Origin of the sequence: Rhodococcus sp. UFZ-B548 (genome assembly GCF_903819475.1) — a bacterium.
In the GTDB taxonomy this organism is placed as follows: domain Bacteria; phylum Actinomycetota; class Actinomycetes; order Mycobacteriales; family Mycobacteriaceae; genus Rhodococcus_F; species Rhodococcus_F erythropolis.
Genome location: NZ_CAIJDS010000011.1, coordinates 21,465 through 43,654, shown reverse-complemented (window position 1 = coordinate 43,654; position 22,190 = coordinate 21,465). Strand labels below are relative to the sequence as shown.

The 22,190-nt window shown below is 63.0% G+C and carries 26 protein-coding genes; 18 read left to right on the top strand and 8 right to left on the bottom strand.

Going from position 1 to position 22,190, the window contains the following annotated elements:
* Window positions 1–96: 96 nt before the first annotated feature.
* The 5 genes from pgsA to H7C86_RS12335 all read left to right on the top strand — a co-directional run bounded on the left by pgsA (window position 97) and on the right by H7C86_RS12335 (window position 3,549).
* Complete coding sequence (pgsA, locus tag H7C86_RS12355) at window positions 97–738, top strand: CDP-diacylglycerol--glycerol-3-phosphate 3-phosphatidyltransferase (RefSeq protein ID WP_003942125.1); 642 nt, start codon at window positions 97–99, stop codon at window positions 736–738.
* Window positions 735–1,232 carry a CinA family protein gene (locus H7C86_RS12350; protein ID WP_021333594.1) on the top strand — a complete coding sequence of 166 codons (498 nt, stop codon included), beginning with the start codon at window positions 735–737 and terminating at the stop codon, window positions 1,230–1,232. The genes pgsA and H7C86_RS12350 overlap by 4 nt, the downstream gene beginning before the upstream one ends.
* Window positions 1,233–1,322: 90 nt before the next feature.
* Entirely contained in the window at window positions 1,323–1,703 is a 381-nt protein-coding gene (locus H7C86_RS12345; RefSeq protein WP_003942191.1) for a helix-turn-helix domain-containing protein, read from the top strand.
* A 156-nt stretch (window positions 1,704–1,859) separates the two neighbouring features.
* On the top strand, window positions 1,860–2,672 hold the full coding sequence (pspA, locus tag H7C86_RS12340) for a phage shock protein PspA (RefSeq protein WP_003942098.1): 813 nt from the start codon (window positions 1,860–1,862) through the stop codon (window positions 2,670–2,672).
* Between the two features lie 31 nt (window positions 2,673–2,703).
* Entirely contained in the window at window positions 2,704–3,549 is an 846-nt protein-coding gene (locus H7C86_RS12335) for a phage shock envelope stress response protein PspM (protein ID WP_259349094.1), read from the top strand.
* 39 nt (window positions 3,550–3,588) lie between these two features.
* Here H7C86_RS12335 and H7C86_RS12330 read toward each other — a convergent pair whose 3' ends face one another.
* The 3 genes from H7C86_RS12330 to H7C86_RS12320 are packed head-to-tail and all read right to left on the bottom strand — an operon-like array spanning window position 3,589 to window position 5,474.
* Window positions 3,589–4,194 (bottom strand): energy-coupling factor transporter transmembrane protein EcfT, encoded by a 606-nt coding sequence (locus tag H7C86_RS12330; RefSeq protein WP_019748187.1) that lies wholly within the window; start codon window positions 4,192–4,194, stop codon window positions 3,589–3,591.
* Window positions 4,191–4,871, bottom strand: coding sequence for an energy-coupling factor ABC transporter ATP-binding protein (locus H7C86_RS12325; protein ID WP_070797201.1), 681 nt, complete (start codon window positions 4,869–4,871; stop codon window positions 4,191–4,193). The genes H7C86_RS12330 and H7C86_RS12325 overlap by 4 nt, the downstream gene beginning before the upstream one ends.
* A 6-nt stretch (window positions 4,872–4,877) precedes the next feature.
* Window positions 4,878–5,474, bottom strand: coding sequence for a biotin transporter BioY (locus tag H7C86_RS12320; protein ID WP_019748189.1), 597 nt, complete (start codon window positions 5,472–5,474; stop codon window positions 4,878–4,880).
* A gap of 237 nt (window positions 5,475–5,711) precedes the next feature.
* On the opposite strand from H7C86_RS12320, the gene H7C86_RS12315 reads away from it, so the two are divergent.
* From H7C86_RS12315 to recX, 8 genes are all read left to right on the top strand, one after another.
* Window positions 5,712–5,888, top strand: coding sequence for a hypothetical protein (locus H7C86_RS12315; protein WP_003942133.1), 177 nt, complete (start codon window positions 5,712–5,714; stop codon window positions 5,886–5,888).
* A gap of 17 nt (window positions 5,889–5,905) precedes the next feature.
* Window positions 5,906–6,619: a PIG-L deacetylase family protein gene (locus tag H7C86_RS12310; protein WP_182261604.1), complete on the top strand. Its 714-nt coding sequence runs from the start codon at window positions 5,906–5,908 to the stop codon at window positions 6,617–6,619.
* 73 nt (window positions 6,620–6,692) lie between these two features.
* Window positions 6,693–7,331 carry a TetR/AcrR family transcriptional regulator gene (locus tag H7C86_RS12305; RefSeq protein WP_019748192.1) on the top strand — a complete coding sequence of 213 codons (639 nt, stop codon included), beginning with the start codon at window positions 6,693–6,695 and terminating at the stop codon, window positions 7,329–7,331.
* Between the two features lie 2 nt (window positions 7,332–7,333).
* Window positions 7,334–8,884, top strand: coding sequence for a glycerol-3-phosphate dehydrogenase/oxidase (locus H7C86_RS12300; protein WP_084326616.1), 1,551 nt, complete (start codon window positions 7,334–7,336; stop codon window positions 8,882–8,884).
* 12 nt (window positions 8,885–8,896) lie between these two features.
* Window positions 8,897–10,060 (top strand): glycosyltransferase, encoded by a 1,164-nt coding sequence (locus H7C86_RS12295; RefSeq protein WP_021333599.1) that lies wholly within the window; start codon window positions 8,897–8,899, stop codon window positions 10,058–10,060.
* 52 nt (window positions 10,061–10,112) lie between these two features.
* Window positions 10,113–10,307 (top strand): DUF3046 domain-containing protein, encoded by a 195-nt coding sequence (locus tag H7C86_RS12290; protein WP_003942185.1) that lies wholly within the window; start codon window positions 10,113–10,115, stop codon window positions 10,305–10,307.
* Window positions 10,308–10,628: 321 nt separating this feature from the next.
* Complete coding sequence (recA, locus tag H7C86_RS12285) at window positions 10,629–11,666, top strand: recombinase RecA (RefSeq protein ID WP_007735170.1); 1,038 nt, start codon at window positions 10,629–10,631, stop codon at window positions 11,664–11,666.
* A gap of 8 nt (window positions 11,667–11,674) precedes the next feature.
* Complete coding sequence (gene recX, locus H7C86_RS12280; RefSeq protein ID WP_020907522.1) at window positions 11,675–12,253, top strand: recombination regulator RecX; 579 nt, start codon at window positions 11,675–11,677, stop codon at window positions 12,251–12,253.
* Window positions 12,254–12,368: 115 nt separating this feature from the next.
* Here recX and H7C86_RS12275 read toward each other — a convergent pair whose 3' ends face one another.
* The 4 genes from H7C86_RS12275 to gluA all read right to left on the bottom strand — a co-directional run bounded on the left by H7C86_RS12275 (window position 12,369) and on the right by gluA (window position 15,733).
* Window positions 12,369–13,265, bottom strand: a complete 897-nt coding sequence (locus H7C86_RS12275; protein WP_007735172.1) for an amino acid ABC transporter permease — start codon at window positions 13,263–13,265, stop codon at window positions 12,369–12,371.
* Window positions 13,262–13,942 (bottom strand): amino acid ABC transporter permease, encoded by a 681-nt coding sequence (locus H7C86_RS12270; RefSeq protein WP_019748198.1) that lies wholly within the window; start codon window positions 13,940–13,942, stop codon window positions 13,262–13,264. The genes H7C86_RS12275 and H7C86_RS12270 overlap by 4 nt, the downstream gene beginning before the upstream one ends.
* A gap of 99 nt (window positions 13,943–14,041) precedes the next feature.
* Window positions 14,042–14,878 carry a glutamate ABC transporter substrate-binding protein gene (locus H7C86_RS12265; RefSeq protein WP_020907523.1) on the bottom strand — a complete coding sequence of 279 codons (837 nt, stop codon included), beginning with the start codon at window positions 14,876–14,878 and terminating at the stop codon, window positions 14,042–14,044.
* Between the two features lie 126 nt (window positions 14,879–15,004).
* The gene (gene gluA, locus H7C86_RS12260; RefSeq protein ID WP_007735175.1) at window positions 15,005–15,733 is read right to left on the bottom strand and encodes a glutamate ABC transporter ATP-binding protein GluA; all 729 of its coding nucleotides are present in this window, start codon (window positions 15,731–15,733) and stop codon (window positions 15,005–15,007) included.
* 231 nt (window positions 15,734–15,964) lie between these two features.
* Between gluA and miaB the strand changes: the two genes are divergently transcribed.
* Together miaB and H7C86_RS12250 are read left to right on the top strand one after the other, a co-directional pair.
* Window positions 15,965–17,512 (top strand): tRNA (N6-isopentenyl adenosine(37)-C2)-methylthiotransferase MiaB, encoded by a 1,548-nt coding sequence (miaB, locus tag H7C86_RS12255; protein WP_020907524.1) that lies wholly within the window; start codon window positions 15,965–15,967, stop codon window positions 17,510–17,512.
* Complete coding sequence (locus tag H7C86_RS12250; RefSeq protein ID WP_020907525.1) at window positions 17,509–18,099, top strand: hypothetical protein; 591 nt, start codon at window positions 17,509–17,511, stop codon at window positions 18,097–18,099. The genes miaB and H7C86_RS12250 overlap by 4 nt, the downstream gene beginning before the upstream one ends.
* 92 nt (window positions 18,100–18,191) lie before the next feature.
* On the opposite strand, the gene H7C86_RS12245 is transcribed toward H7C86_RS12250, so the two are convergent.
* Window positions 18,192–19,577, bottom strand: coding sequence for a DUF349 domain-containing protein (locus H7C86_RS12245; protein ID WP_182261603.1), 1,386 nt, complete (start codon window positions 19,575–19,577; stop codon window positions 18,192–18,194).
* Between the two features lie 139 nt (window positions 19,578–19,716).
* Here H7C86_RS12245 and H7C86_RS12240 point away from each other — a divergent pair, with 139 nt between their 5' ends.
* The 3 genes from H7C86_RS12240 to H7C86_RS12230 all read left to right on the top strand — a co-directional run bounded on the left by H7C86_RS12240 (window position 19,717) and on the right by H7C86_RS12230 (window position 22,163).
* Window positions 19,717–20,484 carry a class III extradiol dioxygenase subunit B-like domain-containing protein gene (locus tag H7C86_RS12240; protein WP_182261602.1) on the top strand — a complete coding sequence of 256 codons (768 nt, stop codon included), beginning with the start codon at window positions 19,717–19,719 and terminating at the stop codon, window positions 20,482–20,484.
* Window positions 20,472–21,407 (top strand): tRNA (adenosine(37)-N6)-dimethylallyltransferase MiaA, encoded by a 936-nt coding sequence (gene miaA, locus H7C86_RS12235; RefSeq protein ID WP_019748204.1) that lies wholly within the window; start codon window positions 20,472–20,474, stop codon window positions 21,405–21,407. The genes H7C86_RS12240 and miaA overlap by 13 nt, the downstream gene beginning before the upstream one ends.
* An 84-nt stretch (window positions 21,408–21,491) precedes the next feature.
* A complete protein-coding gene (locus H7C86_RS12230; protein WP_019748205.1) occupies window positions 21,492–22,163 on the top strand; it encodes a class F sortase in 672 nt (223 codons plus the stop codon).
* Window positions 22,164–22,190 lie beyond the last annotated feature (27 nt).

Genomic DNA, 22,190 nt, shown 5'->3' with positions numbered 1-22,190 from the left:
TACCGATATTCTAAGTCGCGTGCCTGTCCGCCCCACGCAATTCCCGCGCCGCTCGGCTGTATCCCGGGTTCGGCTCACCGCCTGTGCGGTGATCCGATGAGTACCCCGCGCGATCAGACCGACGCCCATCGCGCCGCCGTCGGCCCGTCCGACGGCACACCTGTCGCGGACAACCCGGTTCCGTTGCTGAACATCGCGAACATTCTCACGATGGTCCGGATGGTTCTCGTTCCGGTGTTTCTCGTTGTTCTGTTCGTCGACGGCGGACACTCGACGTGGTGGCGTCTCGGGGCGATGGGCGTGTTCATCGTCGCCGCGATCACGGATCGGATCGACGGCCAATTGGCTCGGAAGTACGGTCTGGTCACCGATTTCGGCAAACTCATGGACCCGATCGCGGACAAGGCGCTGATCGGAGCCGCGCTGATCGGGCTCTCGGTTCTCGGCGATCTGTCGTGGTGGGTGACCGGAGTGATCATCGCCAGGGAACTCGGAATCACGCTGCTGCGGTTCGCGGTTCTGCGGCACGCGGTCATCCCGGCGGGCAAGGGCGGCAAGCTCAAGACCCTCGTGCAGGCCGTTGCGATCGGGTTCTACCTCTGCCCGCTGCCGAGCAGTTGGGACATCGTCAGCGGGCTGCTGATGGCTGCTGCCGTCGTGCTGACGGTGGCGACGGGAATCGAATACATCGTGCAGGCGATCAGGCTTCGCGCCGGAGTTCGCGCAGTCGAGTCATGACCGACCCGCTGCTCGGACTCGGAGTGGTCGAACTTGTCGAGGCCCTCGGCGCCGCGAAGCAGACTGTCGCCGCCGCCGAATCTCTGACAGCAGGGTTGTTCACGGCTGCAGTCGCGTCGGTGCCGGGGTCGAGCGCGGTGCTGCGCGGGGGCCTGGTCGTGTACGCGACCGACCTGAAAGCAACGCTGGCTGGTGTGGATCCAAGCCGCCTGGCAACGGACGGCCCCGTGTCCGAGAGCACGGCGGTGGCATTGGCGCTCGGTGCCCGGACGAAGTGCGGTGCGGACTGGGGTATCGGTCTGACCGGAGTCGCCGGTCCGAGTGAGCAGGACGGACACCCGGTCGGAACAGTGTTTCTCGGTATCGCCGGCCCTGACGGAACCGAATGCGAACCGCTCGCGCTCGGCGGCGAACGGTGGGAGATTCGGACAACCGCGGTCGCGACTGCCGTGTCGCGGTTGCGTGATCGTGTCGTAGAGCGTGCGGCACGATAGGCTCGGGAACCAATCGGATGTGTTCGGACGTTGACGATTGTGAAGACGTACGACCATGCACGATGAGGTCACGGATGAAGGAGGAGCGAGATGGCGCTGCTATTGCGTGAGGCAATCGGTGACAGTCTCCGGCGTACGCGCGTTTCGCAGAGCCGCACGCTACGTGAGGTCTCGAACAGCGCGCGTGTGAGCTTGGGCTATCTGTCCGAAGTGGAACGTGGACGTAAGGAAGCATCGAGCGAATTGTTGGCGGCGATCTGTGATGCGCTCGCAGTCCCACTGTCCGACGTGCTGGTCGACGTGAGCGAGACCCTGGCCACGAAGAAGAGCGCTCCGGTAGCTGGTCGGCAGGTTGCCGAACCTGCCGTGTCGGCTTCCGGCTCTGTCTCGGCTTCCGGTTCGCCGACTATCGCACGCGACACCCGCGTCGTGATTCCGGCACCGAACGCTCGAAGGTTGGCGGCGGCGTAGCCACTACCGGCCGTAACCGATAGATTTTGTACGTAACCGCCGGTTTCCAGCAGGTGGGGTCAGAGCAGATAGGGCGCAGCCCTTGTTTCGGTGCGCGACGGTCGCGCTCCGGGTCGCGTTCGGCGCGGCGCATCAGATGGAGGCAGGATCAAACCAATGGCTAATCCTTTCGTCAAGGGCTGGAAGTACCTGATGGCGCTCTTCAATTCGAAGATCGATGAGAAGGCAGATCCAAAGGTTCAGATTCAGCAGGCGATCGAGGACGCACAGCGCCAGCATCAGGCGTTGTCCCAGCAGGCTGCGTCGGTGATCGGTAATCAGCGTCAACTCGAGATGAAGCTCAGCCGTCAACTCGACGAGGTCGAAAAGCTCAACGCCAACGCGCGCCAGGCAGTCAACCTCGCCGATCAGGCCGCTGCTGCCGGCGACAACGACAAGGCGATTCAGTACACCAACGCTGCAGAAGCTTTTGCGGCCCAGTTGGTGACGGCCGAGCAGGGCGTCGAGGATCTGAAGGCACTGCACGACCAGTCCTTGCAGGCAGCCGCTCAGGCAAAGAAGGCCGTCGAGCAGAACGCGATGACTCTGCAGGCAAAGGTTGCCGAGCGCACCAAGCTGCTCAGCCAGCTCGAGCAGGCCAAGATGCAGGAGCGCGTGAGCGAGTCCCTTCGTTCCATGGACAGCACGCTGTCGGCTCCGGGCAACACACCCAGCCTCGATGCTGTGCGCGACAAGATCGAACGTCGCTACGCTGACGCACTCGGCTCGGCCGAGCTCGCCCAGAACTCCGTTCAGGGCCGCATGATGGAGGTCCAGCAGGCCTCGGTCCAGATGGCAGGGCACAGTCGCCTCGAGCAGATTCGTGCATCCATGAAGGGCGAGGCGCTGCCGTCCGGCGGCGCAGCAGCCACTCCCGCGACTCCGTCCGTCGAGAAGCAGCCCCCGGCTGCCGGTCAGACCGGGCAGTAGCCGAATCCTCGATGTCGGCAGTGATGCTCTGATGTTTTCTTCACGAGACTGTCGATCTGGGCGTGAGCCCCGGTCGGCCGTTCCCGTTTCCGTATCCGGCGCTTTCGGAGCCTTGGGACGCACCGCGGATACATTGCGCGAGGTCGGGCTTTCGGCGGCGGATGCCGCTCGGCGGTGGCAGGACCCGCGGGCCAAATTCGAGCGCAAGCGTGCCCGTGCGCGCCGACGCGCTCAGCGTTGGGGTTTCATGTCCGGCGGATCCGTGGTCGGCACGGCCGGCCTCGCCGTCGCGTCGGCTCCCGAGTGGTCGGTGGTCGTGGCAGGCGGGGGAGCGGCACTGTTCGCGGTTCCCGCCGTGATCGCGGTCGGCCGCTACCGTTCGATGAGTTCCGGCCCACCGCCGTCCGCGCCGATTCGCAGGCGGTTGCCACCGTCGTCGTCTCGCGCGTTCATCCCGATGTCGCGCCTCATCGGCGCCGAGACTTCGCTGTTCGAGATCTTGAGTGTGCTCAGACGCGCCGACACCATCGACCCCGGTGAGTTGGACGAAATCACTGTTACCGCCGATTCGGCACTGAGAGCGATGTTCGCGGTGTCTTCGGATGTCGTCGCGATGGAACGCGCCGTGGCCGCGACGCCGAAGGTAACCGAACCTCTTGATCCCACCATCGACGGCGCAGTCCGTGAGTTGCAGTCGGGCTTGGATCAGTACGAGGATCTGGTGACCTCGGCAGCTGCTCTGACAGCGCCTCACAGCCCGTCGGCGCTCGTGGGATTCAACCGAGAGCTTTCGGCGCTGCACGCGGCCGCCGAGCGGCTCTCGGCGCTTGCCGACGCCATCGGCGAGGTGGACGACATCACCCGCAAGTACAACTGATCGGCCCTCGCGCCGGGTCAATGCTCCCTGTTCGACGTCTCAGTCGTCGGCGCCGCGGGCCGCCAATGCTTCACCCATTGCGTCCGCGGTCATCAGGGTGCCGACGATGACCGGCACTGCGAAGGATCGCAGCGAGAATCCGAGCCCTCGCGCCTTGCGTGCCTCGGACACCTGTGTGATGACCTCGAACATCAGCGGGATACACCGGATCGTCATTGCGAGGAGCAAGGCGATCCGTTCGGGATTGACGCCGAAGCGTCGCAAGGGTGTCAGGAATCTGGTGATCGCGTCGAGCATCTCGGAGATCCGTGTGGTCAGACCCATGATCGCCGCGAAGGCGATCGAAATGATCAGAACCCCGCAAACGACGGCCGCTCGCTGCCATCCCGCGACTACCAGCTGGAACGCCCCGATGAAGAGCAACATCCACAGCGCTGGACGCAGCTGCCGGATTGCAGTCATCGGAGGAATGCGCGCAATCGCGTACAGGGCCACAACGACGATCGTGGGAGCTGCCAGTTGCCACGGCTCACGCACGAAGATCGAGACGGCGAGGATGGCCACGACCAAGGCGAAGAGCTTGATCCCCGTCGGCATCCGGTGCAGGAGTGAGCAGCCCGGTCGGTAGACGCCGAGAGTGGTCACGAGACCAACGACCGGTAGTGATCGATGGAGTCGGCGGGGGAGCCGTCAGCGACGACGCGGCCTTGGTCGACGACCAACACCCGTTCGAAGGATTCGAGGAGATCGAGTTGGTGGGTCACGACGATAAGTTGCTGATCGAGTGACTCGAATACCGAACTGATCAGCCGAGAGTTGCGAAGGTCGAGGAGCGTGGTGGGTTCGTCGGCGACGAGTACGTTCGGTTCCGTCACCATGATGGCCGCGAGCGCGAGGAGCTGTTTCTGCCCGCCGGAAAGCTGGTGGGTGGGATGGTCGGCGTGCCCGGCGAGGCCGTAGCGTTCGAGCACCGAGGCCACCTTTGCGGCGCGCTCGGCTTTGCCCAATCCGCTACGGCGGAGCGAGAATTCGATGTCCTCGGCAACCGTCGGCATCACGATCTGGTGGTTGGGATCGGTGAAGACGAATCCGACCTGCTTGCGTACGTCGCGGCCCTTCTTCGCCGTGTCCAAGCCGTTGACGTGGACGCGTCCTTCCGTTGGAACGACCAGTCCGTTGATCATGCGAGCGAGGGTCGACTTGCCGCTTCCGTTCGCACCCACGATTCCGATTCGCTGCTCGCTCAGTCGCAGATTTATCTGCTGCAGGACCGTTCGTTCACCGAAGCTGTGTCCGACGTTCTCGAAGACGATCTCACTCATCGGAGATTAATTCGCCACCACGGTCTTGTTCGACGAGATCACCGAGTCGCGCAGTAGTGCCGGGTATGCCCGATGGACCTGGGACGCGACCAACGCGGTGACGACCGCTTTTGCGGCGTCGAGAGGAATGAAGGCGGCGTTGGCCGACCATGCGGCAACGAAGCTCATGTGTCCGCGGACCATCATTCCGACGATGCCGAACGCGTAGAGAATGACGACGCCGCCGAGAAGGTTGATGCCGATGCCCGCGATGATCCGGTACTTGGGCAGCATCTTGGCAGTCAGCCATCCGATGACAAACGCCGTCGGGATCCAACCGATGAGGAATCCGGCCGTCGGGCTGGAGAGGGACACGAGTGCGGTGCGACCGCCGGCAAGGACCGGTAGACCGACCAATCCCAGGGCAATGACCGTCAGGACGGCGAGAACACCCTTGCGCGGTCCGAGTAGAGCGCCGGCCATCATGACGCCCATGGACTGAAGTGTGATCGGTACACCGGAGATGCCGATGTTGATCGACCCGGGGAGGCCCAGCGCGATGATGAGTGCGGCGAAGACGGCTACATGCGCGAGATCGCGAGCGGGGAAACGGGTCGTAGACACTGCGGACGTGCTCCTTCGGCATACGGGATCGAACTTCGCGAGTTTACGCCAGGAGCAAGCTCCGATGGGTTGGACACCTGACCTGCGTGAGGGCCGGTCTCGGGGTGAACCCTGATCTTTACCTGAACTTGCCGCTGAGCTGCTGCTTTGTCACGCCAGACCTGTCAGGCTGGTTCTACGGACGACGCAGCACCTGTCCGATTCGACTGATTATTCAACGGCACGTTGGAGGCAAGCATGTTTTGGAAGATCGTTTTGGCCGTCGTACTGGTGTGGGTCGCACTCGCGGTGGTCGGTGCGCTGATCAAGGGGCTTTTCTGGGTTCTGGTGGTCGGCGCTGTCGGCTTCGGAATCTATTTCCTGGTGAAGGCGATGTCGGGAAGTGACGACAATTCGCCCGCTTCGCGGTTCTGACGGGCAAGATCTGCCCTATGGAAAACTTCCCCGAGGACTGGCAGCGCGCGATTGTCATCGTGGCGCATCCCGATGACATCGAATACGGCGCAGCCGCAGCAGTGGCGCAGTGGACCGATCGCGGCAAAGACGTGCGATATGTCCTGGCCACGCGCGGCGAGGCCGGAATCGCCGGTCTGTCGCCCGAGGAGTCCGGCCAGGTCCGCGAAGAAGAAGAGCGTCGCTCGGCCGCGATCGTCGGTGTCAGTGAGGTGGAATTCCTCGGCCTGCCCGATGGTCGTCTCGTGGAAGGCTTGGAGTTGCGCTCGACTCTCGCCGCAGCAGTTCGTCGTCACCGCCCGGAATTGGTGGTGACGATGAACTTCTCCCATACCTGGGGACCTGGCTACCTCAACAGCGCGGATCACCGAGCGCTCGGGATCAGCGTCCTGGACGCGACCGCTGATGCGGCGAACGAATGGATCTTTCCGTCATTGACGGCGCAGGGACTGGCGCCGTGGTCCGGCGTTCGGTGGGTTGCGGTCAACACGATGACTCCTACACACTGCGTCGACGTGACGTCGACGGTCGATCGCGCCGTGGATTCGCTCGCGGAACATGCGCGATATCTGGCGGCGTTGAGTTCCACGCCGATCCGGGAACAGGCGCGCGCACAGATCGACATGGTCAGCGGACCGAAGCCTGGATTCGACGCCGAGCGCGCAGTTGGTTTCGAGTTGTACTATTTCTGATGATCTCTGAGCGAGAGAACTCGCAAGTCCCGACGGGATTACCGGCGACTTGTCCGGTATTGTGTTACATACGATGGTAATCCGTAACGCAGATGGCCCAATTGTCCCTCGCAAGGCAGACGGTCAGCGCATCCCCAGCCGCGAGATCGACGACGTGATTCTCGACGCAGCAAGGTCGTGTGTCCTCGATTTCGGAATGCAGCGAACCACACTTGCGGAGATCTCGCGTCGCGCCGGCGTGAGCCGGCCGACCGTCTACCGGCGATGGCCGGACACGCGAGCCGTCGTCGCGGATCTGCTCACCCGGGAGATTCGATCGGTGCTGCCCGAGGTGACCTTCACCGGGTCTGCGGCCACATTGCTCGTGGAAGCGATCGGGGACGTCGTCGGCCAGATTCGCGACCATCCGCTCTTCGTGAAGATTCGGCACGCTGATCAAGAGTTGCTCACCACCTACATCGTGGACCGACTCGGCGCGAGCCAGAAGTCGATTCTCGAACTGATCACTTCCGTCGTAGCTGCCGGTCAACAAGACGGTTCGATTCGCGAGGGAAGCGTCAACGAGATTGCGGCGATGGTTCTACTGATGGCTCAGTCCGTCGTCATCTCCGCACCGACTCTCGAGCCGGAACTTTCCGCCGACGCGTCGGTCGAGCAACTCAGACATGCGGTCGCTGCGTATCTGGCACCTGCAAAGAATTCGGGAGAATAGCTGTGGACCCTCGAGATTCAGCAGGCAGTGATTCAGCAGGCGGCGATTCAGCTCTCAATGCACAGCGGCGTACTCGTGAGCTCGAGCAGTTGGCGAACGGCGATTCGGTTGACGTCCTGGTCATCGGCGGCGGAATCACCGGTGTCGGTGTCGCTCTCGACGCCGTGACTCGTGGGCTCAGTGTTGCGCTGGTCGAAAAGCACGACCTCGCGTTCGGCACCAGCCGCTGGAGTTCGAAACTGGCACACGGCGGCCTTCGGTACCTGGCTTCCGGCAATGTCGGTATAGCGCGTGAAAGTGCGGTCGAGCGCGGCATTCTCATGACGCGCACCGCGCCGCACCTCGTTCGCGCCATGCCTCAACTCGTACCGCTGTTGCCCGAAACGTCGTTCTTCGGGAAGGCCCTGGTGCGTACCGGTTTCCTGGCCGGTGACGCTCTGCGCATGTCGGCGCGAACCCCGGCTTCGGTTTTACCCAGATCACGGACGGTCAGCGCTGCGCGGGCGCGCGAATTGGCTCCCGCGGTCAAGCAGGAGAACCTACGAGGCGCCTTGACCGCGTTCGACGGGCAGCTCATCGACGACGCCCGGCTCGTCGTCGGCATCGCCCGAACCGCAGCGTCCTACGGCGCGCGAATCCTGACCCGCGTCGGTGCATACGACGTATCCGGAACGTCGGCCACCTTGCGCGACGAGTTGACCGGGTCCGAGTTCTTGATGCGTGCCCGCGTCGTGGTCAATGCGACCGGTGTCTGGGCTGATCAGGTCGACTCCAGCATCACCCTGCGCCCCAGCCGCGGGACGCACCTGGTGCTCGATGCAGAGCGATTGGGGAACCCCACGGCAGCACTGACCGTGCCGATTCCCGGCGAGACCAACCGTTTCGTCTTCGCGCTGCCCGCGCAGCTCGGCCGGATCTACCTCGGGTTGACCGACGAAGCAGCGCCGGGACCGGTGCCCGACGTACCGACGGCGTCCGAGGACGAGATCGACTTCCTGCTCGACACCGTGAACACGGCGTTGGAAGTTCCGCTGACCCGTGAGGACGTCTTGGGGACCTTCGCGGGTCTGCGTCCGCTGCTGGACACCGGTGAAGGCTCGACGGCCGACCTCTCGCGCAATCACGCTGTAGTCCGTTCGGACTCGGGCTTGGTCACGGTGGTGGGCGGAAAACTCACGACGTACCGCAAGATGGCCGAAGACGCCGTCGACGCCGCGGTCGAGGTCGGATCGCTGAGCGCCGGGGCGTGTCGGACACGCGCGTTGCCGCTGGTAGGCGCTGCATCACCGATGGAATTGAAAAAGATCAAGGCACCGGCGTCGTTGGTGGCGCGATACGGCACAGAGGCCGAGGTCGTGGCCGCGGCGAGCAGCGATCGACTCCGATCGGTTGCGGACTTGGAGATCTGCGGCGCCGAGTTCGATTTCGCGGTATCGCATGAAGGCGCACTCGACGTCGACGACGTCCTTGATCGCAGGACGAGAATCGGATTGGTGGCTTCGGATCGCGAACGCGCACTGGGTGCGGCGGAACAGGCCTTTCACTCGGTGTGACACTCTGATCCGGTGCGTGTAGCCGTTGTTGCCGGGCCGGACCCGGGTCATGCTTTTCCCGCAATAGCGTTGTCGCTGGCGTTGATCCAGGCCGGCGACGACCCGATTCTGTACACGGGGACCCGGTGGGTCGAGGCAGCGCGAGCGGCCGGCGTGGAAGCCGAGCCTCTCAAGGGCTTGGCCCCGCGGCCGGGAGACGACGATCTTGATGCAGGCGCTCGGATTCATTCGCGCGCCGCCTATATTTCCACCGAACTGCTTCCCGACCTGAAATCCGTCTCCCCGGATCTCGTCGTCTCCGACATCCTCACTGCCGGAGGCGGATTGGCCGCCGAACGACTCGGCATCCCCTGGGTGGAACTTTCGCCTCACCCGCTGTACTCACCGTCGCGGGGGTTACCGCCGATCGGCAGTGGGCTCGCGCCCGGCATCGGAATTCGTGGTCGACTTCGCGACACCCTGATGCGCGCCGCAACAGGACGTTCGATCAAGCAAGGGTTGGCGCAGCGCTCGCAGGCCCGTGTCGGCATCGGGCTACCCGCCCTGGATCCAGGCCCGCATGCTCGCCTGATCGCAACACTTCCGGCACTGGAAGTGCCGCGTCCCGACTGGCCGGAGCACGCCCACGTCGTCGGCCCGCTTCTCTGGGAGCCGACCGAGGTGATTCTGGACCCACCGCCAGGTGACGAACCGCTGGTCATGGTGGCGCCGTCCACGGCGCACACCGGCGCAGTGGGAATGTTCGAGGGCACGGTCGAAGGACTCGGCGGCGCCGGTGTGCGGCTGATCGCGTCGATGCTCGACGGAGCCGAAGGCGAGCATCCCGATTGGGTTCGTGCAGGTCTCGGACGCCAGGACGCGATGCTGCGTGACGCGTCGGTGTTGGTGTGCGGCGGCGGGCACGGCATGTTGGCGAAGGCCTTGCTGGCCGGCGTGCCGACGGTCGTCGTTCCCGGGGGTGGGGACCAGTGGGAGTTGGCCAATCGCGCTGCGCGGGCAGGGACGTCGGTGATCGTGCGGCCCGCAGATGCCCGCTCGATTCGCGATGCCGTACTGCAGGTGCTCTCCGACAAACGATTCGCGGAAGCTGCGATGTCTGCTGCCGCGACTGCGTCGCAGGTCGCCGATCCGGTGGCGGTGTGCCGACAGGTGGTCAACGGCGGTGTGACGGCGTGAGCATGTTGCGCCTGAATGCAGGTGCACCGCTCTGTGGACTACGGTGGCGGCTGTGCGGTTGACCGAATTTCATGAAATGGTGCGCGAAGAGTTCGGGCAGGTACGAGGCGACTCGATGCTGATCGACCATGTACTCCAGAGTCTCGACGGAATGACTGCTGCGGAGGCCGTCGAAGCAGGTTGGGAGCCTCGCGAAGTGTGGCGTGCGCTCTGTGTGGAGTTCGACGTACCGCCCGCCCGCCGCTGATTTTTTCGGCGTGTCGAACGTCTCCCATCTTCTGTTCGAACACGTGTTCGTCTATGCTGAAGCTGTTCGGTGGTGACGCTCCTTTCGTAACTGCGAACTTTCGGTTATCGACAAGCACGGTTATCGACAAGCACGGTTATCGACAAGCACAGTGATCGACAAGCACAGTTATCGACAAGCGCGAAAGCAAGATCGAAAAGTCTGTCGGTGGCCGGATCTACTCTGATCGCAACACACCAACAGGGTCGGCTCAGGCAGGCGCTGAAGAGACGGAGTCTGCTCAGGCAGGCACTGAAGACTGAAACAAGGATGGGGATCACGATGGCACCACAGGCACCTGATCGGGACAAGGCACTCGACCTCGCGTTGGCGCAGATCGACAAGAACTTCGGCAAGGGTTCGGTGATGCGCTTGGGCGAGGGTGTTCGTCAGCCCATCGCCGTCATTCCCACCGGTTCCATCGCGCTCGACGTCGCGCTGGGTATCGGCGGACTGCCGCGTGGCCGCGTCATCGAGATCTACGGCCCGGAATCTTCGGGTAAGACCACCGTGGCACTGCACGCAGTTGCCAATGCTCAGGCCAACGGCGGCATCGCGGCGTTCATCGACGCGGAGCACGCACTCGATCCCGACTATGCAGCCAAGCTGGGCGTCGACACCGATGCACTCCTGGTCTCGCAGCCCGATACGGGTGAGCAGGCTCTCGAAATCACCGACATGCTGATCCGTTCGGGCGCCCTCGACATCGTCGTGATCGACTCCGTGGCCGCTCTTGTTCCTCGCGCCGAGATCGAAGGCGAGATGGGTGACAGCCACGTCGGTTTGCAGGCTCGACTGATGAGCCAGGCACTGCGCAAGATCACCGGTGCCATGAACAACTCGGGCACCACCGTCATCTTCATCAACCAGCTTCGCGAGAAGATCGGCGTGATGTTCGGTTCTCCCGAAACCACCACCGGTGGTAAGGCACTGAAGTTCTACGCTTCGGTCCGCCTCGACATCCGTCGTATCGAAACTCTCAAGGACGGTACCGACGCAGTCGGTAACCGCACTCGAGTCAAGGTCGTCAAGAACAAGGTCGCGCCGCCGTTCAAGCAGGCCGAGTTCGATATTCTCTACGGCCAGGGCATCAGCAAGGAAGGCTCGCTCATCGATATGGGTGTCGAGCACGGGTTCATCCGCAAGTCCGGCTCCTGGTACACCTACGAAGGTGACCAGTTGGGTCAGGGCAAGGAAAATGCTCGTAAGTTCTTGCTGGAGAACACCGATATCCGTGACGAGATCGAGAAGAAGATCAAGGAAAAGCTCGGTATCGGTGCTGACGTCACTGCAACCGACGAAGCTCCCGCCGACTTCTGAGTTCAGTGATGAGCTTCGACGACGGTGACAACGGCGAGAATGCTCGTGAAGAGTACGGCGCTCCTCGGCGTCGATCCCGTCAACGATCCGAGAAGCCGTCGCAACGCGCAGAAGGTGGGACGGAGGCGCAGGCCAAAGATGCTTGCCTGCGCCTTCTGACCGACCGGGCGCGCAGCCGCTCCGAACTGGAAACCAAGCTGAGCGGACGCGGCTTCGAACCCGAGATCATTACCAAGGTCCTCGATCGACTCCAGGAAATCGGGTTGATCGACGACGCGGACTTCGCGAACCAATGGGTTCATTCGCGGCATACGTACTCGGGCAAGGGAAAGCGTGCGCTTGCAGTCGAGTTGCGGCTCAAAGGAATCGACCAGGACGTCGCTTCCGAAGCGTTGTCGCAGATCGATCCGGAAGATGAGCGCGAGCGAGCAGCGGAGCTGGTTCGGCGGAAGCTGAAGAACAAGCCCGTCGATGATCGTGACAAGGTCACGCGTCGACTGGTCTCGATGCTGGCACGCAAGGGATATTCAGCTGGGATGTCGTACGAGGTGGTCAAAGCCGAGATGGCGGCGGTCACCGACTCGTAGCGAAGTGCAGCATTCAGAACAACAGGGCGGGGGTACCACCGAAATTCGGTGGTACCCCCGCCCTGTTGTGTATTCGCGCTAACGCGGCTGGATTCGACTCACGGTTCCATCTGATTCACGGCTTGGTCAGGTCCATACCCGGAACCGAAACGGCTGGGTCGGCGGACGGAGCCGCGATGGGGCCCTTACCCTTTCGCTTTCCGGAACGCAGGCGCTTCTCCACCTTGGTTGCCAGGAAGGTCAGAGCCGAGTTGAGAGCGATCATAATCGCGGCGACCACGATGAGCGCCGGCAGGAAGTTTCCGTAGAAGGTGCCGAGCTGTTGGGCCTGACGCACCAGCTCGACATACCCGATCAGGTAACCGAGGGCGGAGTCCTTCAACGCCACGACCATCTGTGAAATCAGTGCCGGGAGCATGGCGGTAACCGCCTGGGGGAGCAGGATCGTCACCATGATCTGCGTCTTGCGCATGCCCAGTGCCTTGGCGGCCTCACTTTGCCCTCGTGGGAGTGAGTTGATTCCGGCACGGACGATCTCGGCGATCACTGACCCGTTGTACAAAGTCAGACCCACGACGACTGCCGCGAGTGCGAGGTACTTGGACTTGAAGACCTCGTATTCGGCGAACACCTGATACGAGAAGATCATCAGAATCAGAACCGGTACTGCTCGGAACAATTCGACGATGACGCCGCAAATCTTCCGAATGATGTTGTGCTCGGAGAGTCGGCCGATACCCAGGGCAGAACCGAGGATGAGCGCGAAGACGATGGACATCGCAGCCGCGATCAGCGTTCCCCGGATGCCGGGTATCAGATACGTTGTCCACGACGTGGATTCGAGGAACGGATCCCACTTCGCTGCTGTCAGCTGGCCCTTTTCGTCGAGTGCGCGGTAGATGACGTAACCGATTGCGACCATGAGTGCAGCGACGACAAGGGACGCGAATCGGTAGAGATTTCGCGCTCTGGGGCCGGGCGCGTCGTAGAGGACTGTTGCGCGGTTGCTCATCGTGAAACCTCGAATCGCTTGCTCAGCTTGCCGAAGATCAAGCCCATGGGAAGTGTCAGGATCACGAAACCGACAGCGAAGATTCCACCGACGACGAAGATCGCCGCTTCGTTTTCGATCATCTTCTTCATCAGCGCTGACGCTTCGGATACGCCGATCACCGCGGCGATGGTCGAGTTCTTGGTCAGTGCGATCAGCACGCTACCCAGCGGTGCTGTGACCGCGCGAAATGCCTGAGGCAGGACGATCAGCCGAAGATTTTGTGCGAACGACAGACCGAGTGATCGGCCCGCTTCGGCCTGGCCGACCGGAACGGTATTGATTCCCGATCGAAGTGACTCACACACGAACGCGGCGGTATAGACACTGAGGCCGAGTACTGCGAGTCGGAAGTTGTTGTCTGTCAAGAACGTCGGTGAGTCCGACTTGGCGAGATTGACTCCGAGCGTCTGCGACAGACCGAACAGACAGAACAGCAGAATCAGTGTCAGGGGGGTGTTGCGGAACACGGTCACGTACGCGGTACCCAGGAATCGGGCGACCGGAACGGGTGACACGCGCATGGCCGCGATCAGGACACCGATGATGACGGCGCCGATCGCGGAGAAGAACGTCAGCTGGATCGTGGTCCAGAAGGCTTCCAGAATCTGGTCGCCGTACTTGCTCAGAAGGTTCACTTGCCGTCTCCCCAGATCACGGGATCTCCGTTGGTGGCGTCACGCGCTGCGGCTCCCGAAGTGGGGAGCCGCAGCGAGATTGACGGTGAAAAAAGCAGGTCAGTAACGATCAACGGTGGGCGGGGCCGGGATGGGGTAGCCCGAAGCGCCAACGGTGTTGTTGAAGGCTTCTTCCCACGCGCCGGTGGAGATCATCTTCTCGATGGCATCGTTGATCTTGCCGCGACCCTCGGAATCGTCCTTGGCCAGGCCGACACCGTACTTTTCGGTCGTGAACGGTTCTCCGACGACCTTCAGCTCGCCCGGGTACTGGGCAGCGTAGCCGGCGAGGATGATGTCGTCGGTGGTGACAGCGTCGACAGCGCCGTTGCGCAGAGCCTCGACACAAGCGGAGTAGGTGTCGAGCGGCTGGAGCTGGACGTCCTTGGCGTAGTTGTCCTGGATGTTCTGCGCCGGAGTCGAACCCGACACCGAGCAGAGCTTCTTGCCGCCGGTCAGGGAATCGGGGCCGGTGATGTCGGTGTTGTCGGAGCGAACGAGCAGCGACTGGCCTGCGATGAAGTACGGGCCGCCGAAGCTGACCTTTTCCTTGCGCGTGTCGGTGATCGAGTATGTCGCGACGATGTAGTCGACCTCGCCGTTCTGGATCAGGGTCTCGCGCTGGGCTGACGGAGATTCCTTGAAGGTGATGCCTTCGGGCTTCACGCCGAGTTCGTTTGCGATGTAACGGGCTACCTCGACGTCGAAGCCGGAGAAGGTGCCGTCAGGGTTGCGCTGACCGAGGCCGGGCTGATCGAACTTGATGCCGACGGTGAGAGTGCCGTCGGAAGCGCTCTCGGTGATCGACTTGTTCTCCTCGCCGCCGCCACAGGCCGTGGCAGCGAACGCGATGGCCATGATTCCGATTCCGAAACGGACGGAACGATTGATCTTCATGAAGATCCTCTCAGTTGTCGACACACGAACAGTGCAGTCGAGATGAACGGTGCAGCCGAGGTGAACGGTGCAGTCGAGCAAGTTGTCTTGTGGACGAGGACAGGACTGTCGGAGGGGAGACTGTAATCAGTGCGTGAGGATCTTGCCGAGGAAGTCCTTGGCCCGATCCGACTTGGGATGGGTGAAGAACTCTTCGGGCGTGGTGTCTTCGACGACCTGGCCGTCAGCCATGAACAGCACACGATCGCCGGCTTTGCGCGCGAAGCCCATCTCGTGCGTGACCACGAGCATGGTCATGCCTTCCTTCGCGAGGGAGGTCATGACGTCGAGGACTTCGTTGACCATCTCGGGGTCGAGAGCGGAGGTGGGCTCGTCGAACAACATCACCTTCGGCTGCATCGCAAGAGCGCGAGCAATGGCGACACGCTGTTGCTGACCGCCGGAAAGCTGCGCCGGGTACTTGTCGGCCTGATTGGCGATACCGACACGTTCGAGCAACGCCTGCGCGGTCTTCTTGGCTTCGTCCTTTTTTGCCTTGCGGACCTTCATCGGTGCGAGCATGACGTTCTCGAGGATCGTCTTGTGCGCGAACAGGTTGAAAGACTGAAAGACCATCCCGACGTCGGCACGAAGTGCGGCAAGTGCTTTGCCCTCTTCGGGGAGCGTCTTTCCGTCGACGGCGATGGTGCCGGAGTCGATGGGTTCGAGGCGATTGATGGTGCGGCACAGAGTCGACTTACCGGAGCCCGACGGACCGAGGACGATCACCACTTGGCCCTTGGGTACCTCGAGATTGACCTCTTGCAGGACGTGAAGTTCCCCGAAGTGTTTGTTCACCGAGGTCATCGAAATCATGGATGTGGAATCGCCGGAGGTGGTCGGCGTCGTCGCATCGTCGGCTTGGGTCATAAACGAGAACCTTAGGCGTAGTTTGCGTCGACGCCCGTGATTTCGCCATGGTTCTTGCCATATGTAATGGAAATTTTACTGTGACGACGTTTATGTCGCGTTTCGGTTGTTTATCAGGGCGTTATTACACGTCGTAGTGGACGTGAGCTAGGCTGAAGCGTGTCACTGATCGACGAAATGTCCCCTGCACTTCCGGAGCCGACTGCAGTTCCGGAGGCAACTGCTACGCCTGTTCGCACCTACGAGGTGCGGACGTACGGCTGTCAGATGAACGTCCACGATTCCGAGCGACTGTCCGGTCTGCTCGAGGACGCCGGGTATTCGAAGGCGGAGACCGGAACCGATCCTGATCTTGTCGTCTTCAATACGTGTGCGGTCCGCGAGAACGCGGACAACAAGTTGTACGGCAACCTCAGCCAGCTCGCCCCCAACAAGGAGGCGAACCCCGACATGCAGATCGCGGTCGGTGGGTGCCTGGCGCAGAAGGATCGTGACACCGTCGTCAAGAAGGCGCCGTTCGTCGATGTCGTCTTCGGCACTCACAACATCGGCTCGCTGCCCGCGCTGCTCGACCGCGCGCGCCACAATCAGCGCGCCGAAGTCGAAATCCTCGACGCGCTGGAGGCGTTTCCGTCGACACTGCCCGCGAAGCGCGAATCCGCCTACGCGGGTTGGGTTTCCATCTCGGTGGGCTGTAACAACACGTGCACGTTCTGCATCGTTCCGGCCTTACGTGGCAAGGAAGTGGATCGACGTCCCGGCGACATTCTGGCCGAGGTGCAGGCACTCGTCGACGAGGGTGTCTCGGAAGTGACCCTGCTCGGACAGAACGTCAACGCCTACGGCGTGTCGTTCGCCGATCCGGAACAACCGCGCGATCGCGGAGCCTTCGCCTCCCTCTTGAAGGCATGTGGACACATCGACGGCCTCGAACGGGTCAGGTTCACATCGCCGCACCCGGCAGAGTTCACCGATGACGTCATCGAAGCTATGGCAACCACTCCCAACGTCTGCCCGCAACTGCACATGCCGTTGCAGTCCGGTTCGGACAAGGTTCTCAAGGCGATGAAGCGCTCGTACCGCAAGTCGAAGTACCTCGGGATCATCGAGAAGGTGCGCGCCGCAATGCCGCACGCCGCCATCACCACGGACATCATCGTCGGGTTCCCGGGGGAGACGGAAGAGGATTTCCAGGAGACGCTGGACGTCGTGCGTAAGGCGCGATTCTCCAACGCCTACACCTTCCAGTACTCCAAGCGCCCGGGCACGCCGGCGGCGGAGATGGCCGATCAACTCCCCAAAGAGGTTGTCCAGGAACGCTACATGCGATTGCTCGCGGTTCAGGAAGAAGTGAACATCGAGGAAAATCGCAAACTCGTCGGCACCGAGGTAGAACTGCTGGTGGCTGCGGGTGAGGGCCGCAAGAACGCAGCGACTCACCGTCTCAGCGGTCGCGCGCGAGACGGCCGCCTGGTGCATTTCCGACCCGAGGGAAACCTCGACGGCACAATCCGACCCGGCGACGTGGTGACGGTCGTCGTCACCCACGGAGCCCCCCATCACCTCGTGGCAGATGACGGAGTGCTCACGCACCGTCGGACCCGCGCCGGTGATTCGTTCGAAAAGGGCATCACACCCAAGACCCCGCCCATCGGCGTAGGTCTCGGACTACCGAAGATAGGTGCCCCGGCCCCACAACCCGTCCAGATGGGATGCAACGCATGACCTCGCAACACGAGAACAAGACACCTCAGCCGGGCGACGACGCCTTCGAGGGCTACCGCAAGGACCTCGACGACGCGGAACGCAAGGTCGCGGGGGAAATCGATCCGGGTGCGCGCGCCATGGTTGTCGCGGTTGCGGTGCTCGTGCTGGTCGGCACACTTGCACTGCCCCATGCGGGAGTGGCGAACGGCTGGGATGTGCTCGCGTACAACCAGGACGCGGAAAGTGAACGGATTGCACTGTTCTCACGCTTGTTCGTGTGGTTCGTTGTCATCTTCGGCATCGGATTCTCGATGCTCGCACTCGTGACGCGGCGCTGGAGTCTGGCGTGGGTCGCGCTGGCCGGTAGTGCCGTGGCGAGTGCGCTGGGAATGATGGCCGTCTGGTCACGTCAGACCATTCCCGCCGGATTCAACGTGGCAGGACCGTCGATCGGGCTGGTCATCGGATGGTTTGCCGTCGTGTTCTTGACGTTCCATTGGCTCAAGGTGGTCTGGACCCGAACCAACATTCAGCTCGCCGCCGAGGAGCAACGCCGGATCGCTGCGGCTGAAGCCGAGAAGCATCAGGAATGGAACGTCGGCTGACACGGAAGTTCTCTTAGCCAATAGCGCAAGACAACGCCGGCTGACTCCTTTCGGAGTCAGCCGGCGTTGTTGTCAAAGCAGCTCGTCGTCGATTACTCGCTGACAGCGCTCTCGGCTGCTTCGGCCCACTCACGCCACTGCTTTGCCTGAGCGAGAGCCTTCTCGGCGTCCTTCGTCTTGCCGGCAGCCTGAGCCTTGGCGGCCTGCTCCTCGAACTGGCTGACCCGCTCCTTGAACTGCGCGACCCGGGCAAGTGCTTCCGGATCGGTACGACGCCACTCGGCGTCGACGGCGTCGCGCACCTTGGTTTCGATGGCCCGGAGCTTCGCTTCGAGTTCCTGCATCCGGTCGCGCGGCACCTTGCCGATCGCGTCCCACTTCTCCTGCAGGTCTCGCAGCGCTGCACGAGCGTTCTCGAGTCCGTGTGCCGGATCGATGTTCGCGTTCGCAGCGAGCAGCTCTTCCTTCGCGACTGCGTTCTGCTCGAATTCGGCGTCGCGCTCGGATGCAGCAGCGTTGCGTGCGGCGAAGAACACGTCCTGAGCGCCCTTGAAGCGCTTCCACAGGTTGTCGTCGGCCTCGCGCGGTGCGCGGCCGGCAGCCTTCCACTCGCTGAGCAGATCGCGGAATTCTCCAGCGGTCTGTCCCCATTCAGTGGAGGTCGACAGCTTCTCGGCGCGCTCGACCAGTTCTTCCTTCGTCGAACGGGCGCTCGCACGATCACGATCGAGTTCGGCGAAATGCGCTCCACGCCGTCGGTTGAAGGACTCGCGAGCCTTGGAGTACCGCTTCCACAGTGCGTCGTCGACCTTGCGGTCGATTCCGCGAATCGTCTTCCACTCGTCGAGAATCTCGCGCAGTCGATCACCCGCGGTCTTCCACTGGGTCGACTCCGAACCGATCTGTTCGGCCTCGACTGCGAGGGCCTCCTTGCGGGCGGTGCTCGCGGCGCGAGACTGTTCCTTCTCTTCCTTCGCGTGCGCTGCGGCCTCGTCGGACCCGGCAACGATCACGTCAAGTCGGCGGGCCAGAGCGTCGAGGTCACCGATCACGGCAGCGGTGGAGAGGGATTCGGACAGAGCGATGGCGGCAGCCTTGGTCTTCTTGGCGTCTCCGGCGCCCGACGTCAGACGAGCCTCGAGTAGCGAGACCTCGGTCGCGAGGTCGTCGTAGCGACGACCGAAATGGGCGAGGCCCTCGGTGGCGTCGCCGGCCTGCCACGAACCGATCTGGCGTTCACCGTCAGCGGTCTTCACCCAGGCGGTTCCGTCTTCCTCGACGCGGCCGAACTTGCTCGGGTCGCTGGCCGGCGCGGCGGTGACGGCATGCGAGGCTGCCGGGCCGGGGCGAGGTGCTCCGGGGCGGGGCGCACCGGGGCGTGGTCCACCAGGTTTGGGAGCACCGGGTTTGGGTGCTGCCGGGTTCGGGCTGGCCGAACTGCTGTCGGCGCCGGTGGTGGGTTCACTGTTCTCGGTCATCGGTCCTCGTCTCTGCCGCGCGTCACGGCTGCCTGATCGCATTCCTGGTTCCATTGAACCCGGTACTCACGTTCTCCGACTATTGAATCAGGTAAGAGGGTGTGAGGTCGCCACCTCGGGGTCGACTAGCGTGGCAACTGTGTTGACTTCCGCTGTTCTCGTCCCCTCGGCGCCGTTACTCGTGCCGGAATTGTCCGGTGATTCGGCCGAGTCCGCTCAGGTGCGCGCTACAGCGATAGCCGCCGTGCGCCGGCTCTCTCACGAGGCGGTTCACTGGGTGGGCGTCGGTGTCGGTGTCGGCCCCGAGAATGCAGAACCCGAGAATGCAGCAGGCGAACTCTGGCGATCGGGCGTCGGACGTGGGCAGATCGGTACTTTCGCGGGATTCGGCGCCGATGTCCGGACGTCCCTGGACGCGGATGCGGCAGGTGAACCGCTGCCATCTCTCGAACTGTGCGCCCTTGTTGCCGGCTGGCTGCGTGCCCGAACGGACGTGGAGATCACCGTCGACATGCACGTCGTCAGTGCAGAGGCGTCGGTGAATGAATGTCGTGAATTCGGGCAGCAGCTGCGCAAGCAACTCGACAGCGACAACCGACCGCAAGGGCTTCTGATCGTGGCTGACGGTGCGTCCACGCTGACGGCCAAGGCGCCCGGAAGCTTCGACGAGCGCGCCGCGGGCGTGCAATCAGCCATCGACGATGCCCTGACCGCCGGTGACCCGGAGGCACTTCTTGCTCTCGATCCGGAGCTCTGCCGGAGTGTCGGAGCCCAGGGGCGTGCGGCGTGGCAGGTCCTGGCCGGTGTCTTCATGGACTCGTCTCGGTCAACCACGACACGTTCGGTGGTCGACTACAGCGACGCGCCGTTCGGCGTCGCTTACCACGTCGGGACGTGGCGGCCGTGAACGTCCCTGAAGAACTTCGCCCGATCGCAGTTGTCGGTCCGACCGCGTCGGGAAAGTCCGATCTCGCGTTGGCACTGGCCGAAGAATTCGGCGGTGAGATCATCAACATCGACGCGATGCAGCTCTATCGCGGCATGGATATCGGGACCGCCAAACTGACGCCGGCCGAGCGTCGCGGGATTCCGCATCACCTGCTCGACGTTCTCGACGTGAAGGAGACCGCCACCGTCGCGCGTTATCAAAGCGACGCGATCGCGATCGCCGAGAATCTGATCGCGGCGGGCAAGGTTCCGGTGATCGTCGGCGGATCCATGATGTACGTCCAGTCTCTACTCGACGAATGGTCCTTTCCGGCAACGGATCCCGAGGTTCGTGCGAAGTGGGAGGCAGTGCTGGCCGACGGTGGGGTCGGTGCGGTGCATGCGGCGCTTGTTGCTGCTGATCCGGTAGCGGCGGCGTCGATACTGCCGACGGACGGCCGGCGGATGGTTCGGGCGCTCGAGGTCGTCGAGCTGACAGGTCTGCCGTTCGCGGCCTCAGCTCCGCAGATCGGTGCCCCTCGATGGGGAACCCGCATTCTCGGCGTGGATCGGGATACGGAAGAACTCGACGCACGGATTCGGTTGCGAACCGAGCTGATGTTTTCAGGCGGACTTGTCGACGAAGTCGCCGTACTCGTCGAGCAAGGATTGCGTGAGGGCGTCACAGCGCCGCGAGCCATCGGCTACGCACAGGTGCTCGCACATTTCGACGGTGAATACGATCTGGCCGAAGCACTCGAACGGACGTTCATCGGGACGCGGCGCTACGTTCGCCGCCAACGATCATGGTTCCGTCGTGACGCACGCGTGCACTGGCTCGACGGCGCCGATCCGGAGCTGGCTCGCTCGGCCTTCGCTGCCCTTGCAGATCGCGGCCTGTAACACGATCGCGCCGATCAGCTATCTTACAGTTAGCTCTTTCGCGATCCATTCGTTTCGCGATCGACGGACTGGAGGACAACGAACATGGCGCAGACCGGGACACACGCGCGACCGAGAGGCCGACGCGCGGGTCGGCTGCCGCTTCTCCTACTGCTCGTCACATTTCTCGCGGTCGGCGGGGTGCTCGTCTATTTTGCGGTGAGTGCGGCCGGGAAGCCCATCAGCGCACCTGTTCCCGAAGCACCCTTCGACGTGGGAGCCCCAACCGATCCAGGGGCGAGTTGGGCGCCTGCGCCAACGGATCTGCCGCCGAACACGCTTGCGATTCCCGATCTGGATGTGCGAGCCGACATCGTGACCAGTGGGTTCGGCGCCAACCGCGGAATGATCCTTCCGCATCCTGACAAGGTTTCGCATTTCACCAACGGCGTGCAGTTCGGATCTTCGGAGGGCACCAATCTTGTTGCCGGCCACGTCGACGACGGTGATCGCACGCACGGCGCCTTGTGGGCGCTGCACCAGATGAAGCCCGGAACACCGATCTACGTGAGCGACGACACCGGAACGATGTTCATCTATCACGCAGCGAGCCTGAAGCTGTACGAAAAGGTGGCTTTGCCGGCCGAGTTCTTTTCCGAAACGGGTGCGCCCAGGCTGGTCCTCGTGACCTGCGGCGGCGCAACCGTGCCCGACCCCTCGTTGCCGTCTGGATTCACGTACGAACAGAACGTCGTGGTCACCGCGTCACCTGCGTGAGTCGGTCGGTAGGTCCGGATAGGATGG

What these genes read in the sequence shown, in the direction of transcription:
- pgsA (WP_003942125.1), top strand. Translation starts at nt 97, where the DNA reads ATGAGTACCCCGCGCGATCAGACCGACGCCCATCGCGCCGCCGTCGGC.
- H7C86_RS12350 (WP_021333594.1), top strand. Translation starts at nt 735, where the DNA reads ATGACCGACCCGCTGCTCGGACTCGGAGTGGTCGAACTTGTCGAGGCC.
- H7C86_RS12345 (WP_003942191.1), top strand. Translation starts at nt 1,323, where the DNA reads ATGGCGCTGCTATTGCGTGAGGCAATCGGTGACAGTCTCCGGCGTACG.
- pspA (WP_003942098.1), top strand. Translation starts at nt 1,860, where the DNA reads ATGGCTAATCCTTTCGTCAAGGGCTGGAAGTACCTGATGGCGCTCTTC.
- H7C86_RS12335 (WP_259349094.1), top strand. Translation starts at nt 2,704, where the DNA reads ATGTTTTCTTCACGAGACTGTCGATCTGGGCGTGAGCCCCGGTCGGCC.
- H7C86_RS12325 (WP_070797201.1), bottom strand. Translation starts at nt 4,871, where the DNA reads ATGAGTGAGATCGTCTTCGAGAACGTCGGACACAGCTTCGGTGAACGA.
- H7C86_RS12315 (WP_003942133.1), top strand. Translation starts at nt 5,712, where the DNA reads ATGTTTTGGAAGATCGTTTTGGCCGTCGTACTGGTGTGGGTCGCACTC.
- H7C86_RS12310 (WP_182261604.1), top strand. Translation starts at nt 5,906, where the DNA reads ATGGAAAACTTCCCCGAGGACTGGCAGCGCGCGATTGTCATCGTGGCG.
- H7C86_RS12305 (WP_019748192.1), top strand. Translation starts at nt 6,693, where the DNA reads ATGGTAATCCGTAACGCAGATGGCCCAATTGTCCCTCGCAAGGCAGAC.
- recA (WP_007735170.1), top strand. Translation starts at nt 10,629, where the DNA reads ATGGCACCACAGGCACCTGATCGGGACAAGGCACTCGACCTCGCGTTG.
- recX (WP_020907522.1), top strand. Translation starts at nt 11,675, where the DNA reads ATGAGCTTCGACGACGGTGACAACGGCGAGAATGCTCGTGAAGAGTAC.
- H7C86_RS12275 (WP_007735172.1), bottom strand. Translation starts at nt 13,265, where the DNA reads ATGAGCAACCGCGCAACAGTCCTCTACGACGCGCCCGGCCCCAGAGCG.
- H7C86_RS12265 (WP_020907523.1), bottom strand. Translation starts at nt 14,878, where the DNA reads ATGAAGATCAATCGTTCCGTCCGTTTCGGAATCGGAATCATGGCCATC.
- gluA (WP_007735175.1), bottom strand. Translation starts at nt 15,733, where the DNA reads ATGATTTCGATGACCTCGGTGAACAAACACTTCGGGGAACTTCACGTC.
- miaB (WP_020907524.1), top strand. Translation starts at nt 15,965, where the DNA reads ATGTCCCCTGCACTTCCGGAGCCGACTGCAGTTCCGGAGGCAACTGCT.
- H7C86_RS12250 (WP_020907525.1), top strand. Translation starts at nt 17,509, where the DNA reads ATGACCTCGCAACACGAGAACAAGACACCTCAGCCGGGCGACGACGCC.
- H7C86_RS12245 (WP_182261603.1), bottom strand. Translation starts at nt 19,577, where the DNA reads ATGACCGAGAACAGTGAACCCACCACCGGCGCCGACAGCAGTTCGGCC.
- H7C86_RS12230 (WP_019748205.1), top strand. Translation starts at nt 21,492, where the DNA reads ATGGCGCAGACCGGGACACACGCGCGACCGAGAGGCCGACGCGCGGGT.